General features: G+C 38.2%; 16 protein-coding genes and 1 pseudogene. 12 read left to right on the top strand and 5 right to left on the bottom strand.

The window, feature by feature from the left end:
• Positions 1-107 precede the first annotated feature (107 nt).
• Both H7A25_07095 and H7A25_07090 read left to right on the top strand, forming a co-directional pair.
• A complete protein-coding gene (locus tag H7A25_07095; GenBank protein MCP5499649.1) occupies positions 108-1,109 on the top strand; it encodes a hypothetical protein in 1,002 nt (333 codons plus the stop codon).
• Complete coding sequence (locus tag H7A25_07090; GenBank protein MCP5499648.1) at positions 1,106-1,321, top strand: hypothetical protein; 216 nt, start codon at positions 1,106-1,108, stop codon at positions 1,319-1,321. The genes H7A25_07095 and H7A25_07090 overlap by 4 nt, the downstream gene beginning before the upstream one ends.
• A gap of 42 nt (positions 1,322-1,363) precedes the next feature.
• Here H7A25_07090 and H7A25_07085 read toward each other — a convergent pair whose 3' ends face one another.
• Positions 1,364-2,446, bottom strand: a complete 1,083-nt coding sequence (locus H7A25_07085; protein ID MCP5499647.1) for a glycosyltransferase family 4 protein — start codon at positions 2,444-2,446, stop codon at positions 1,364-1,366.
• A gap of 160 nt (positions 2,447-2,606) precedes the next feature.
• On the opposite strand from H7A25_07085, the gene H7A25_07080 reads away from it, so the two are divergent.
• Positions 2,607-3,080 carry a hypothetical protein gene (locus H7A25_07080; GenBank protein ID MCP5499646.1) on the top strand — a complete coding sequence of 158 codons (474 nt, stop codon included), beginning with the start codon at positions 2,607-2,609 and terminating at the stop codon, positions 3,078-3,080.
• 5 nt (positions 3,081-3,085) lie between these two features.
• Here H7A25_07080 and H7A25_07075 read toward each other — a convergent pair whose 3' ends face one another.
• From H7A25_07075 to H7A25_07060, 4 genes are all read right to left on the bottom strand, one after another.
• Positions 3,086-4,897 (bottom strand): hypothetical protein, encoded by a 1,812-nt coding sequence (locus H7A25_07075; GenBank protein ID MCP5499645.1) that lies wholly within the window; start codon positions 4,895-4,897, stop codon positions 3,086-3,088.
• A 117-nt stretch (positions 4,898-5,014) separates the two neighbouring features.
• Complete coding sequence (gene flgE / locus H7A25_07070; GenBank protein MCP5499644.1) at positions 5,015-6,409, bottom strand: flagellar hook protein FlgE; 1,395 nt, start codon at positions 6,407-6,409, stop codon at positions 5,015-5,017.
• Positions 6,410-6,436: 27 nt separating this feature from the next.
• Positions 6,437-7,129 (bottom strand): endoflagellar hook capping protein, encoded by a 693-nt coding sequence (locus H7A25_07065; protein ID MCP5499643.1) that lies wholly within the window; start codon positions 7,127-7,129, stop codon positions 6,437-6,439.
• Positions 7,130-7,131: 2 nt separating this feature from the next.
• Complete coding sequence (locus H7A25_07060; GenBank protein MCP5499642.1) at positions 7,132-8,793, bottom strand: flagellar hook-length control protein FliK; 1,662 nt, start codon at positions 8,791-8,793, stop codon at positions 7,132-7,134.
• 208 nt (positions 8,794-9,001) lie between these two features.
• Between H7A25_07060 and H7A25_07055 the strand changes: the two genes are divergently transcribed.
• From H7A25_07055 to H7A25_07015, 9 genes and pseudogenes are all read left to right on the top strand, one after another.
• Positions 9,002-9,496 (top strand): hypothetical protein, encoded by a 495-nt coding sequence (locus H7A25_07055; GenBank protein ID MCP5499641.1) that lies wholly within the window; start codon positions 9,002-9,004, stop codon positions 9,494-9,496.
• A 9-nt stretch (positions 9,497-9,505) separates the two neighbouring features.
• A complete protein-coding gene (locus tag H7A25_07050) occupies positions 9,506-10,663 on the top strand; it encodes an AI-2E family transporter (GenBank protein MCP5499640.1) in 1,158 nt (385 codons plus the stop codon).
• Positions 10,664-10,665: 2 nt separating this feature from the next.
• Complete coding sequence (locus tag H7A25_07045) at positions 10,666-11,940, top strand: exodeoxyribonuclease VII large subunit (protein MCP5499639.1); 1,275 nt, start codon at positions 10,666-10,668, stop codon at positions 11,938-11,940.
• Entirely contained in the window at positions 11,933-12,211 is a 279-nt protein-coding gene (locus H7A25_07040) for an exodeoxyribonuclease VII small subunit (GenBank protein MCP5499638.1), read from the top strand. The genes H7A25_07045 and H7A25_07040 overlap by 8 nt, the downstream gene beginning before the upstream one ends.
• 3 nt (positions 12,212-12,214) lie before the next feature.
• A complete protein-coding gene (locus tag H7A25_07035) occupies positions 12,215-13,420 on the top strand; it encodes an MFS transporter (protein ID MCP5499637.1) in 1,206 nt (401 codons plus the stop codon).
• A 486-nt stretch (positions 13,421-13,906) separates the two neighbouring features.
• Positions 13,907-14,368 carry a DUF4240 domain-containing protein gene (locus H7A25_07030; GenBank protein MCP5499636.1) on the top strand — a complete coding sequence of 154 codons (462 nt, stop codon included), beginning with the start codon at positions 13,907-13,909 and terminating at the stop codon, positions 14,366-14,368.
• Between the two features lie 4 nt (positions 14,369-14,372).
• Positions 14,373-14,627, top strand: coding sequence for a hypothetical protein (locus tag H7A25_07025; GenBank protein ID MCP5499635.1), 255 nt, complete (start codon positions 14,373-14,375; stop codon positions 14,625-14,627).
• A 12-nt stretch (positions 14,628-14,639) separates the two neighbouring features.
• Positions 14,640-14,886 (top strand): annotated as a pseudogene (locus H7A25_07020) (DUF4160 domain-containing protein).
• A gap of 9 nt (positions 14,887-14,895) precedes the next feature.
• A complete protein-coding gene (locus H7A25_07015) occupies positions 14,896-15,198 on the top strand; it encodes a DUF2442 domain-containing protein (GenBank protein ID MCP5499634.1) in 303 nt (100 codons plus the stop codon).
• Positions 15,199-15,413: the final 215 nt, after the last annotated feature.

Raw genomic sequence — 15,413 nt, 5'->3', positions numbered from 1 at the left:
ATAATTTAGAGTTTTAGAATGTACTTATTTAATTTAAACTGAAAAAGCTATAGTATCTAAAAACTTTTTCGTTTGACAGCTTTTGTATAATAAATTCAGTTTAGCTTATGCCGGTATCGAAACAGCAATCTACAAGTTCCCACACAGCCGAAAGAGTAGCCGCTTTTATCTTTGGTGTAGTGTTTGTCCTTATCCTCTTGTTTGTAGTAATATTTTTAAAAGAACCTACAGAGTTCCAAAAAAATATCATTACAATTGTTCTCGCACTGGCCGGAGCGGGAATCGGTGCTATGCTTCCGGGTTCCTTGAATGTAAATGCGAGCGGAATTGTCAAGGCAGGTGGAGCTATAGCCGTTTTTGTAATTATCTATTTTTTTTCCCCGGCAAGCCTCGTTATCCCACAAAAAACAGATACAAGAGAAAACGTGCCAACAATTAAGGAAACAGGTAAACCTCAAATCGAAGAAAAAACAAATGAGCCCATATCGAAAGAAAGATATAACGAACTTGTAACCGAATTTTATAAGCTTACCAGTAAGTTCAATGAAATTGATACAAGCCCTGCCCTAAGCCTTGATGTAAAAAATAAATCCAAAGCCCTGCTTGAAGAAATTCAAAAACTTGATACGGAAAAAGAAGGTTACGGAATCCGAATTGAAAAATCGTATATAATTACCAGCTTATATTATATGTTGGCTTCCCTACAGGAAGAATCTAAAGAAAGAAAAATTTTAGCTTCTCAATGTATACAGTATTCCAAAGATAATCTCTTGCAAATTCAAAAACTTCAGGATCTGGCGAAAAACGGAGATGAAAACTCTAAAAAAGTATACCAGTGGTTACTTGAAGAAAATATAAAAGAGAGAAGTATTTACTTTTACGCTCTGAGCCTTGCTATTCAAAAACTGGCAGGTGAAAATATTGAAATCAAAGACATTCAAAAGCAAATGGAAAAAATTCCATCCGAGAACCGGGACCTCTATAATTTGGACAGCCATCCTTTACTTGTAGCTGCCCTACAAACAAAAGAAAAAGTTCCGCCCTTACCGGAAGTTCCGGAAGAAACTAAAACCAATACAAAAGAACCAGGCGAGGAGCAAAAACAATGAAACAATTCGTAATATTGACTATGGTCTGTTTATTTCTTAGCGTACCAGCATACTCCGCTATTCAGGAAATCAAAGATAATGCAGGGGACTTTATTGAAGTAACAAAGAAAAAAAAGAAGCCTGCTCCCAAAAAAAAGAAGAAAAACAGCAATACTCCCAAAGCAAAGCAAAGAAGTTTTATGTTTTCACCACATAAACGTCCTCCCAAATAATCGATCCTAAGAATTTTAGGGATTATGAATATACTAAGCTTTTTAAACTAAGAAACTTTTGTAAAGTTTCGAAAACTCTGCCGCAGAACGTTCCCAACTAAAACGTTCTATATTCTTCAGTCCCTTTTCTACAAACATCAACCTATTTTCTTCCGAGGAAAGAATATGAAGTAAGCCTTTTTGTAACTCTTCCTTATCTCTCGGGTTAAAATAATAAGCACTATCTTTTAAAATTTCAGGTAATACGCTAGCGTTTGATGAATACACAGGACAGGCTACCGCCTGGGCTTCTAAAACAGGAAAACCGAAACCTTCATAAAGAGAAGGATATATAAGAAGTTCAGCATTTCTATAAAGTTCCGGAAGTTCTTCATAAGGTAAATGCGGGCAGGCCCATATAAATTCTGCAACTTCTTCCCGGTAAGGCTTTAAATAATCCGGAATCTTTCCTCCCGAACCGGCCAATACGAGAGGAAGTTTCAAGCTTTCATTTTTCCAGAGGGGGAGAAGAGCATCCAGCAAAAAAGCCAAATTTTTATGTTCTTTCCCAATTCCGACCGAGAGAAGATACCGTTCGGGTAAGTTATATTTTGACTTAAAACTTTTTAGTTTTTCACCGGGAACAAAAAGCCGGGTATTTACCGCATTATAAATGGTCTGCATACGCTCCTGCGGATAGGAAAAGGCCAGCTCCAGATCTTTTGCCGTAAAATCAGAAACCGTTACGATTTTTTTTGCATAAGTCCTGATAGCATACAGGCTAAAAAATAGATAGAGGCGTTTTTTTATACCGGTATGAAGTTCATTCATTCTGTAAGGGATAATATCATGAATAGTAACGATACATTTCTTTATGTAAGGAAAGGGAACATTAAAATGAGGGATATGTAATAAATCCATTTCAGACATGCGGGGGTGCCCCCTCATTTCAGAAAGAGAATAAACTCCGGCCCGGTATTCAATATGCTGATAAAAGTCAGGAAGTTTTACCTTATCAAGGATCTCTCCGGGGGCAAAAAGATAATATGTAAAACCCTCTTCTTTTTGCAGGTGTTTCAAAATATTTTCCAGGTGAACCCCGATCCCTGAATGAAGTATCATCCTACAATCAATGCCTATTTTCATTGTAACCTTTCTTTGCTAATTTATCGCTTTTTAAATCTAAAATTTGTTTACAGAATCTCAGGATATAGTAAACTTTCTTAGAGTTTTTTCCTTTAGTCTGCAAGAAAATGAAAAAAAAACCGTTCCAATTGTTATTAGAGGTAATAAAAGGTAATAGAGAATGTTAAACTTTCTTCTCAACTCTCCCATTGAATCCCTATTCTTACTTCTTGTACTCCTGAGTATCTTTGTTATTTATCTTATCAGGGGACAGAAGGGGTCAACAGGAAATTCAAAGCGAGATAAACTATTGCAAATTCCTGATATGAGGTATAGGGATTTAAATGAATCTGACTCTCTTGTCACTGAGATTTTTGACTACCTAGGTACCAAAATTCTTCATGATAAAGGAAAATACATTGTAAACCATAAAGGAAAAGTAGACACCTATCCAAACTGGCAATCCCTACCGAAACAATTCCAGAATATGGTTCGGGAACTGGACAAATTATCCCAGCAAAAGAAAAGTTCGGATAACTACTTTATGGAAATAATTAATGGTTCCTATTATGTGACCACACCTAACGGCAAGAAAAAGCGCTATGACCGTTACGATGATATCCCGGTTCATATGCGAGAACTTATGAGGAAATAGCTTACCTAATTTGCGGGTAAGCTAAAATGAATATCTATCCTTTCGTTCTTTTCCTGGTAAAAGCTTTTTTCACTTAAAAACAGGGGTTCCACTTCTCCATATCCGCGAAAATCAAAGCGATCAAACTTCTCTTTCTTGCCGTAGAGCTTGAAAAAGAAGTCTTCCGCCCTTTTTTCTGTTTTCTGGAGGTTAGTTCTATCATCTCCCGGCTGTTTTGAGTGAGACTGAATTTCAAATAAATAACCGGGATAAAGCTTAAGAGTATCTTTTAGATGATTTAATACCTCTTCTTCCCTGCCTTCTATCGCATACTCAGGAATTGAAATTTTATAACCACCTTTCACCTGTCTTACACTAATCCCGGATTGAAATTTCTTTACCTGGAAATATTTTTTTTCCTCTAAATCATTGGTGAAATAGAAGTATAATTCTAAACGGGCAAGAGAACTTAAAGCCACACCTTCATTGCTAATTCCATCCCAGACGAGTCGTTTTGCAATTTTTTCATGTCCCTTCCAGCGCTTTAAAACACGTATGCGACTTTTCTTATGCAATATATATCTTTCAACTAAAACAACTTCCCAATTCTGCATATTTAAATTTTCTAATTCCGGATAAATCTCCAGAATGTCTCTTTCTCCATCATTATCCGGAGTAAAATTTTCGTGATTGATACCGAAGTAAATATGCATTTGTTCTGTATGAATAACAAGTTCTTTGGGAAGAGAAGAATAAAGTTTGTCACCCTTCTTCAAATCCAATCTATATAGATACTTTCCTTCCAAGACTTTATTTCCGGCATTTTTCCCATCCCAGTTGATAAAGGAAGGCAGTATATTTTCTCCACTAAATTCTCTTTCAGCACCTTTCTTTTCACTTCCGGCTTTATAAATTTTTAAGGAATAAGAATCTATCTCTAAGCTATCCGGTTTTTGGGGAAAGAAAACAAGAATATCTCTATATTTATCTCCGTTCGGAGAAAATTCATTTTGATTTACATTAACATCGATATTAACTGAATCTTTCCGCAAAGATAAGGGACCAAGTTTATACTCCCGAATATTACCCGAAAAATCTTCTCCCGAAAGTCGATAATAGTACAAGCCGGTTTCCTGCATAATCCCCCTGTCATCCTTGCCGTCCCAGTGAATCGTTTCGGGTAAATTTTGAGTTTCCCAGACAAAAGAACGAAGTTCCTTTCCTTTTTCATCGAGAAAGCTTCCTCTCCATCGATCTTTTTTATCAGCTTTAAGTTTATGCTGAATTTCTAATGTATCGTATATGCCATCTTTGTCCGGACTAAAAAATCTTCTATTACACTGCAAATCAGCATAAGGGGCTTTTGAATCAAGATAAAAATAAGTCGGTCGGGTAAAACGCAAAGCCCCCGCATTGTCTTTGTACTGCAATACCGCATAATAGATACCATCTTTCGGAACTAAGCCTGACAAATCAGTCCCGCTCCATTCCAGTTTTTCCGGAAGTCGTATCTTATTTTCTTCTAACTGGCTATCTTTAGAAAAAAGGTAATATACTGAACTATTTCTTCTCTTGTGCCTTTTATCTGCGTGAAAACTTTTCACCAGGGTTCCACTTTCTACATGGATATCCAGACGCCAGTCGGTTACTTCAAATTCTTCACTCAGTTTTTCAATCTGAAAAGTAATTGTATCCTTCTCCCCATCATTATTAGGAGAAAAATAGATACTTCCCGCTTTAAGACGAATAAAGACCGGGCTCTCAGCGAATAATAGAGAAGTAAACTTCAGGATAATAAATAAATAAGACAGGAAGATAAAAATTCTTTTAGAAAACATAAAATTCAAACTCTGGAAGTATTTATATAGAACTATATTTTATAAATGCGAATAGAGAAAACAAAAAAAGCCGGTCAGAGACCGGCTTTAGAGAGATTGAGATTAAGTTTGAGTTAATTACCGTTTAAGTCCTAAAACTTCCTGGATCATCTGGTCAGAAGTAACAATGGTTCTCGAGTTAGCCTGAAAACCTCTCTGGGTTACTATCATATCAGTGAACTGATCCGAAAGATCTACATTCGACATTTCTAAAAGTCCTGCATTGATCTTTCCTCTTCCCGCGATACCGGATACTCCGATATTGGCTTCACCTGAGTTGATAGAATACGTGTAATTTGTATCACCAGCTTTATTCAAACCGGCAGGGTTGGTAAAAATCGCCATCGCCATTTTAGCCAGGGGTTGCTGTACACCATTGGAGAAAACCCCAATAATCGTTCCTGAATTATCGATAGAAAAGGCTTCCATATAACCCATGGGATAACCATCCTGCTTGATTGCCTTGGTTGTAAAATCAGCAGAAAATTGTGTAACCCCATTGATTTTGTTGGCTTCTCCGAGGTTCAAAGAAAAATTCTGAGGACTTGGATTTCCGGGCACTCTGTAAGTTACGTTTACTTTGAGGTCTCCCCTGGTTTGAGAATCTACCCCATCGGAAACAGCAGTAAGTCTTCCATCGGGAGTAAAACTCAGTTCAAATTCGGTATTCTCCGGTTGCTTTGTATTTGCACCACCGGCACTTTCCACGTCAACCGAAACCTGAGTCGCATCAGAAAGACTGGTACGGGCTCTCCAGGTATTCTCCTTGGTTTTGTAGAGTTCAAGTCTGAGTTCCCTTTCAATACCCTGATCATCGAAAACTTTAATTGTAGTTACATGGCCTCTGCGTTTATTCGGATCGGGTTCGTTGATGTATTTATCAATTTCTTCCGGAGTTGCATCCTGAGGAACAGCTAATGCAGCCGAATTGAGATTCGATTGATAAGTTACTTCCGAAGTAGCTTTTGCCGGTTCTTTAGAATATATGGGAATTGTAATATCTTCTATAGTAGCAGATGAGTTGATGTATTTATTCCCGTTTTCATCCACTCTTGCATTCCAACCCTGAACTTTCATGCCATTAGCCGGGTTTACATAAGAACCATTCTTGTCTACATTAAAGGCTCCAGCACGGGTGTAGAACTGCTTATCACCTTCTTTCAATACGAAGAAACCTTCGCCTACGATAGACACATCTGTATTCTTACCGGTAGATTGTAAAGAACCCTGGTTCATAATCTTATCAATACTTGCAATAAGGGCTCCCAGTCCTACCTGCTTGGGGTTAATCCCCCCAATATTTTCTTTGGGTTCGGATGCAGCAGAAAGCTCCTGTGAGATCATGTCCTGAAAGGTTACCCTTTCTGCTTTAAAACCGTGAGTATTAACATTGGAGATGTTATTTCCGATCACGTCCATCCTGACCTGGTGATTTTTCAAGCCGGATACACCGGAGTATAGTGAACGCATCATATGGCAATTACCTCAATATTCATCTATTTATTTTGTATATGATTCCTGATTTTTACCGCGAACACCGGGATACTTCCATTCATTTTCCCTTTGCTCTTTAGTAGTATCGTTCGATTTCGCTTCTTCCGTAAGGGAATTTACATTTTTTTCTTCCTGTTTTTTGAAAGTTTGGGGAGATTCAAACTGGGGAGCTTTATTTTCCATAGCTTTAGCTGCTTCTTCAGCCTGTTTCATAATCGCCGGGTCTGAAATAAACTGAATTTTATCGGTTTCCATGGTTCTTCCATTTACCCGCACAAAAGCCTTGCCCTCTCCATCATAAAAAACCGCATGAGCTACTCCGGAAAGCGGTTCTCCGCTCACATAGTCCGGTCCGGAAACAAATTTTCCGACAAGGTTATAAGCCTGCTTGGCTTCCAACTTCTGGATTCCAGCTGAAATATTTTTCATCTGCTCAAGACTGGAAAACTGGGCCATCTGGGCAATGAAGTCCTGGTCTTTTACCGGATTTGTAGGATCCTGCTTGGAAAGTTGAGTAATCAAAAGTTTTAAAAAATCATCCTTTCCGAGCTGCTTGGGACTTATGTGAACATCAATTCCCTTTAAGCCGGATTTTTCTTCTTTTTCCATCTGATTCAGATGGTCTTTGATATTGACCTTTTTATCTGAGTTCAGATAACGCTCTTTAATTGCCTTTGATGATTCTATAGGAGCCGGCATATTTACACCTTTATATCCAGTACGCGCTTAGACTCAGGCTCATAGCCCGCATCCTCAACCTCATCGATAAAATCCTCTTCTTTTGTTGCCTTACCGGAAGATTGTGATTTTTCTCCCTCATCACTTCTCTCGCGGTTTTCGGCGTATTCAGATAGAAAATCTCCTTCCTGACGAACATCGATCTGGATGTTTTCCAAATTTAAACCCGCCAGTTTCAAATCGGTTTTCAAACCATTGATTTCGGATAATAAAATATTTTTAATAGCTTCTGATTCAACTAAAACCCTTCCTTCTACCTTATCCTGTAAAACACTGATATTCAGGGTCATTTTACCCAGTTCACGGGGATAGAGAGAAATCTGGGCAGAATTTCTGCCATTTTCTACAATATTCACCCTCGCTTTTTGCACCAGTTCAGAAAGAGAGTTTTTAAAAGCTTCTCTGCTCACAAATTTTTCGGTCTGAACCTCAGGATTCGCCGAATCTTTCGTAATTCGGTTAAAGGTTTGATTCAGATTCGTTAGAAAATCCTCCGAGCGGGACTGATTTCCATTTTCAGAACCGGTTCCGGTTTGTGAAGAACTCGCTTTCTGAAGAAAAGCATCCGAAAGTTTAGTAGTCTCGGTAGCGGAGGCGTTTCTTTGCTGTTGCAGCTTACCTTCCTGTTTTTGATTCGTTTCCGGCTGCCTGCCGGTTTCAAAACTAAAAGTAAAACGATTATTTTCTATTTTTTCGGAATGACCTTTCCCTTTTTCGGAAACTTCATTCTTTTCGGAGAGTCTGGAAACTTTTTCTTCTCCCTGCCCCTTATTTTCTTCTATAATGGCTTTCAGGCTGAGCTTATCCAGCTTTACTTCCTGCTTTTTCTCGGTTTTCAGGTTTTCGGAATCGAGATTTTCTAATTTCTCTGCTTTTTTCAGCTCTTCCGAAACTTTTCCTTCTTTAACCTTCATGCCGGACTTAAGGTCCGAAGTTTCCAGTTTTTTAGATTCTTTATTGGACTTTTTTTCCTGGGGTTCTATAAATGCAAATACGGATTCATTTGAAGGTTTAGAATCTTCAGCCTTTGCTTTCTTTTCCGGAGCTTTACCCTTCGCGGTATTCTTTTCATACTCGTTTACCGCTTTTTTCGTGTCCGTCCGAACTTCCTTTTCGGAAACCCTATTTTCAACTTTTTCTTCCGAAACCGTGTTTTCCGACTTTTCAAGCCCTTCCTTACGGACAGGTTCTGTTTCTTTTGAAACTACCTTTCTTTCGATTTCCTTTTCGGAATTCGTATTTTTCTCGGAAACGGTGTCCGGCTTTCTCTCTAGTTTCAGGGGTTTGTCTTCTCTCTGTAAAGCCCGGAAGGAAGATGTTTCTTCTTTTATTGGTTTATTTTCTACAGGTTGAAAGGCTTTAGAACTCGACTCGGGACTTTCTTCCCTTTGTACAGGAGCAAAACGGTTGTCGATAGTTTCTAAAAGTCCGAAACTCTTTGGTTCGGAAACTTTTTCAGCCTCAGGTGCAGGAGAAGGAAAGGGCTCCACTTCTTCTTTACCCTTTTGTTTTAAAAGTTCAATGAAATTTACCGAGCCTGTATCATCAGGAAGCTTTCTTTCCACTGGTTTGGAACCAAAAAAGCTCATAATACCGGATTGGGATTGCTCATCAGAAATAATCATACGTACCCCTACAGGACAATCATCGAAGGATGGGAAAAAATCTTTAGTTTTTAAGAAAAATAATCAGTAGTTTAGTATATGCTTAAAAAACCTATAGCCGGCTTATACTCTGACTTCACTAAGAACAAGCCCTTCAGCTCAGTGTTTGGATTTACCTGAATTACGCTTTACATCTTTATGCCTATTGCAATGCTAACCTAATATGTTTATGCGTTATAATTGGATTTTTATTCTATTTTTCGGTCTTGCCGGGCTTTTAGCAGTTCCCGGTAATAAAACCAGTATTCCCTCTGCAAAACTTCCCGAAGAATTGAGTGATACGCCCGTTCCAAACCAGGAGGAGGAAATCCTTCTTTTTGATAGACTGACTATTTTTAAGAATCCCAGTCGAATTCCCGATTTTTTTGCCAGGGGTTACATACCCCGTTCTGCGGAATACGTCTATTCCACACGTTACCGGGGAAGTTTTTATCCGGATGCAGAAATTAGTTTTGCTTACAGGACATCTCTGGGGATAGATGATTTACTGCTTTTTTATGAAACCCTTTCTAAAGAAAAAGAACTTCGAGTTTTACAAAAAGAGAAGAAAGAAAATTCCCATATCATTCTTCTGGAGACCTTAAGTCGTCGAATCATTACTATCCAGATTTCAGAGCAACAAAATTCTCGATTTGTTTTTCTATTTTACAAGAACCAGTTCTAAGCCGGGTATATGAGCGAAATAGAAACACCTATAGAACAAAAAAAAGAAGACTACCTTCTGGGTTTTATTCTCTTAGGCCTTTTTATTCTTACATCAATCCTGGTGTTTTTTGTATATCGCTCGTTCTTCTGGACTTCCTTTATTGCCTTAATTTTTTATATGGCTTCAAGAGACTATTACATGCGCCTAAAACGCAGGTTAGGTCTTCGTTTTAAACCCTTAGCACCCTGGCTTATGATAATACTGGTTTTAGTAATTATCGTAGTCCCCTCCTTTTTTATTCTGAGAACCCTGGTCAGTGAGTTTTTAGGTTTCCTGTTCATTTTGAAAGTCAATCTGAGCGAAGATAAGATACTCCTTCGCCTTTTAAATACTCCTTTTTTTACAGACCTTGTTACCGATACGGAATTTTTCTGGATACAATTCCCGGCCATCTATAGAGATATTGTAGGTTCTTATGGAGATATTCTCAATATTGACAGTATCTATGGAATCGTAAGTAATGCCGCTACCCTGATTTTAGGTGGAATTCGTTTACCGGTAGGGATTCTCATCAACTTTTTCTTTGGTTTTCTGCTTATTTTCTTCTTTTATAAGGATGGGTATAAACTGGAAAGCTTTCTTCTCTCCATCCTTCCTTTTTCGGAAGAAATCAAAGATAAAATTGGAATTCGAATCGCCGATGCTTTAAAAACCATTGTGAAAGGTAATCTCTTTATTTCCTTCTTGCAGGGTCTCGCAGTAGGTCTAATTCTCTTCTTTTTAGGAATTCCTTCTCCCGTTCTTTACGGGAGTATAGCTGCCATATTCTCTTTAATCCCGATTGTCGGAACCATGGTTGTCTGGCTTCCTGCCGGGCTTTATCTGGGTATTTTTGAGAACAACTGGGTTTCGGCTCTAATCCTGATGAGTCTATCTTTTAGTTTCTATCTTATATTTGAAAACCTCTTAAAACCCAGTATACTTGACAAGAAACTCAAGATACACCCATTCCTTCTGTTTTTAGCCTTACTGGGTGGTTTAAAAGAATTCGGGATTTTAGGTGTTATACTCGGCCCTGCTGCTGTGACCCTGATTGTCATTCTCTGGGATTTCTGGTTGAGTTATAAAATTACTCATTCCACAAGAGAAATTTTGCGACTTATTGGTTTTAAAAAGGAAGCTTAAACTTGGATAAGAAAATTTATACCGTTTCGGAAATCAATCGCAATGTCAAAGATACCCTGAATGCAAACCCGGAGTTCAAAAATATCTGGGTGCGGGGAGAAATTTCCAATTACTCCAGTTCCGGTACCGGTCATAAGTATTTTTCTTTGAAGGATAGCTCCAGTATTATTCGTTGCACTTTTTTTTCTTATGCCTTTCGTTCCTACAAGGGAAGGCCTCTAAAAGATGGAATGGAAGTACAGGTATATGGAAATCTTTCCGTTTATGAAGCCGGTGGTAGTTATAATATCAATGTCAACCAATTAGAAGAAATAGGCCGGGGAGAAATTCTTCTTAAAATTGAAAAACTTAAAAAGGAATTAGAGCAAAAAGGAATTTTTAACCCCGAAAGAAAACGACCCGTACCGAGGCTTCCCCGCACTCTCGGAATTGCTACTTCGGGCTATGGAGCAGCTTTAGAAGACATCCTCCGGATTGCCAAAGAACGTTACCCGAATATTAATATTCTCATTGCACCCTGTCAGGTACAGGGACCACAGGCTCCCGATTCGATTATCCGGGCTATTGAAGCTTTGAACCAGCCTGAATTCGAGGTAGATGTAATCATCGCCGGTAGGGGCGGAGGAAGTTTTGAAGACCTCATGGCTTTTAACGAAGAAAAGGTAGTGATGGCTTTTTATCATTCGAGGGTTCCGATTATCTCCGCAGTAGGTCACCAGGTTGACTCTCTACTAAGCGACTTTGCTGCCGATAACTACGCTCCAACACCTACAGCAGCAGCCAAACTGGCCGTGCCGGAAATGGAAGAATACGAAGACTATTTTTCAGAAATAGAGGAGAAACTCTCACGATCTTTAAATACAAGGCTTCAATATGGAAAAGAAAAATTACAATCTTTGTCCAGACGCAGGTTTTTTGAAGAACCCAAAACTCTATTACACGAGAAGATGCAAAAACTCGACGAAATGATGGAGCGTCTCGGTTATATAGGAAAAAACTATCTTTCCTTGAAAAAAAATGCCCTGCAAAATTATGACCGACTTCCTCTCTATATGAAAGCAAAACTCGAAAAAGCAGGAAAGTCTTTTGCCGTAATCGAGGGCAGGCTGGAAAGCTTTTCTCCCCTTTCCACACTCAAACGGGGATATTCCGTTTTACGAAATCATAATAAACAGGTAATTAAAGATATTCGGGAAGTAAAAAGTGGAGAAAGTCTCGAAATCATTCTTTCAAAAGGAAGACTCGAAGTCGAAGTAAAGGAGATACGTAATGACTAAGAAAACAGAAAAAATATCCTTTGAGGATGCCATAAAAGAACTGGAAGATATTACGGAAAAATTAGAAAGAGGACAGTTGAGTCTGGAAGATTCCATAAAAGCTTATGAAAGAGGAATGGAATTAAAACATACCTGCACAGAACTTTTAAAGGAAGCCGAAGGAAAAATTGAGATGCTCTCGAAAAGTCCGGAAGGAAAGTTAAAAAAAGAGCCGGCCCGTAAAGAAAAACCAAAAAAAGGCCTGGCAGATGACGAGGATATTCTCTTTTAGTTTATGAAACCAAAATTAAAAATCAAAGAATGGCAGCTTTTAGCTCTACTGGCCTGTATACAGTTTACCCATATTCTGGATTTCGTAATCATCATGCCCTTAGGGCCCCAGTTGATGAAGTTTTTCTCTATTAATCCCAGACAGTTCGGCCTGATAGTTTCTTCCTATACCTTTAGTGCAGGTTTTGCAGGTCTTGTAAGTGCTCTCTTTATTGATAAATTTGATAGAAAAGCCAGTTTGAACACTTCTTACCTCGGTTTTATTATCGGAACTCTATCCTGCGGCTTCGCTCCTTCCTATGAAACTCTTCTCTTAGCCAGAACCCTGGCAGGAGCTTTCGGCGGAGTTTTAGGAGCGACGATTTTCTCCATAGTAGGAGATTTGATTCCTTATGAAAGAAGAGGAAAAGCCACCGGTACCATTATGTCTGCCTTTTCTGTAGCTTCTGTAGCCGGGGTACCCATAGGACTTTACCTCGCTACCCTCTTTACCTGGAGAATGCCTTTCTATTCTCTTGCTGCTATAAGCACAATTATTATTCTTTTCTCCCATTTTTTACACCCTCCGGTTCGAGAACACCTCACAAGAAAACCTAAAAATCCACATAATCCCTTTAAGGCTCTTCTGGCGATTTTTCGTAATCCTAACCACCTATGGTCTTTTAGCCTGATTATGACCCTTATGTTTGCCGGTTTTTCGGTAATACCTTTTATTGCACCCTATCTCGTTTCCAATGTAGGACTGAGTGAAAAACAGCTTGCCTATGTTTATCTTTTCGGTGGAGGAGCTACCTTTTTTACTGCCCGTATAATAGGCTCTCTCGCTGATAAATTTGGCAAGCAACCGGTGTTCATGACAATAGCAGGCCTTTCTATGGTTCCGATTATAATTGTTACGAACCTGCCGAAGCTCGAAATTCTTTATGTTCTGCTGGCTACTACCCTTTTCTTTATCCTTGTTTCCGGCCGTTTCATTCCGGCTATGGCCATGATAACCTCATCCGTCCACCCGGAAAATAGGGGTGGTTTTATGAGCGTAAATTCGTCTATTCAACAGGTTTCAGCCGGCCTTGCCTCTTTAATTTCCGGTATGATTCTTGTTGAATCCAGTAATAAGGAGCTTTTGAATTATCCGAAAGTCGGAATCATGGCCTGTTGCGCTACAGTGATTTGCATATTCATTTCCCGAAAACTCAAAGTAGCTTCTTGATGCAGTTTGGCATAATCATCTGCTGTAAATCGCTCATTCGTATAGAATGAGCTTTCTTAACAAGCGCTTTTTGGGTAACATCAGTAAACTCACTCGTATTAACACTTTCTCTTAACTTCCGGTGCTCGTGATGAGAAAAATCGAAGTATAAACTGAGCTGCTTACTACAGAATATCACTGAAATAGGGACGTATTATTACTATGATACAGACCGTTTCATTACTATAATACGAACCGTTTCATTACTATAATACGAACTGTTCTATTACTATGATACGGACTGTTTCATTACTATGATATGGACTGTATATCGCTTATATAGGGGTTGTATATCAGTGAAATGCGGAACGAAAACTGTGGATGTTTATCCGAAATATGTATAAAGTCCCTATTTCATAATTTTTTCACATTTATGACTGTAAAACTCTTGTCTTTTTAAAATCCTAAACTAAATTTGTAGATTATTCTGAAAAAAGGAGTAAGGAAGTGGAAGAAAACCAATTCTGGGAAATACTACAGGAAGCTGAAGAAAATAATGCACTCAATATCGATGTTCTGGTAGATAATCTTTCCAAAAGAACTATATCCGAAATTTACTCATTTGAGGAAATTCTTACAGACTTACTCTTTAAACTCGATGGCCCGGAATATGCAAAAGCTGTAGGCTATTCAGAAGAAGATTCATTCTCGGTTGATAGTTTCTTATATTCCCGCGTCTCAACTGTAGAAAAAGGAAAAAAGTTTTATTACAGTGTCATCGAAAACCCGGAACAAATGCCCGCTGATACATCCGAAGACCTTTTATATGTAGCAAAAGACGCATATACCCAAAAAACCGGAAAGGAAGACTGGGAGTATTCTCCCAAACGATTGTATGAAACCTATTTCAACAGGGAAGCCTGGGGTAAAGGAAAAGAACTCAGCATCAAAGAGTTTATAGAAAGGTAAGAAGATGGCAAAAAAAGTTCATGGTAATTCACATGATAGTGAAGAAGAACATCATCTTTATCAAATTATAGATAATGAAAAGAAAGACATCTATAAGTACGGAATTTGCGGGAAGCCACTAAAAGCAGATGGTTCTTCAACACGAGCCAATCATCAAGTCGATCTTTTAAACCGCGCGGTTGGGTGGTGCAGATATATTGCTGAAGTAATTCTAACAAAGATAAAAGGAAGACTGGAAGTCTTTAGTTTTTATATATAGAAAGGATAGAATATGCCACTTGTTTCGGAATTTTTTGGTATTAAAATATACATGTATTGGAATGATCACATGCCACCCCATTTCCATGCAGAATATGGAGACTTACAGGCTATCGTTGATATAAATAACTCTGTAATTATAAAGGGTGCTCTTCCTTCCAGGCAATTAAAGTTAGTTTTAGCCTGGTCAGAATGAGTTATTAGAAAACTGGGAATCAGCCATGCAGCATGGAGAAATAAAAAAAATTGACCCGATTTGATACTGGAGAATTTTAATGATACCTAAAATAGTTCAAGTTTTCCCAACTGAAAATCATAAAGTATACCTATATTTTGATGATGGTAAGATTAAACTCTATGACATCAGTCATCTTATAGATAAGGGAGTTTTTTGTAAATTACAGGATGAGTCGTTTTTTTTTGAAAAATGTACAGTAATGAATAATACTCTGGCCTGGGATGTAAGCGGTACTTTTGATCCTTATAACTGCATCGACTTAGATCCTGCTGTATTATATGAAGAAAGTATTGAAGTAGAAGAAGATCCATTACAGAAACTCTTGTCTTTTTAAATTCCTAAACTAAATTTGTAGATTATTCTGAAAAAAGGAAAAGAACTCAGTATCAAAGAATTTATAGAAGTATAAAAACCAGTTAAAAGCTTTCCTTTCTCTCGATAACACTGAAATACAAACCGAAAACTGTGGATGTTTGTGGGAAGTTTGCATTAAAACCCAATTTCATGACTTTTTCCCATTTATGACTGTAAAATTCTTGTCTTTCTTAA

Source organism: Leptospiraceae bacterium, assembly GCA_024233835.1.
Lineage (GTDB): Bacteria > Spirochaetota > Leptospiria > Leptospirales > Leptospiraceae > JACKPC01.
Note: the sequence above shows the minus strand (reverse complement) of the source record. Positions and strands in the feature narration are given on the sequence as shown.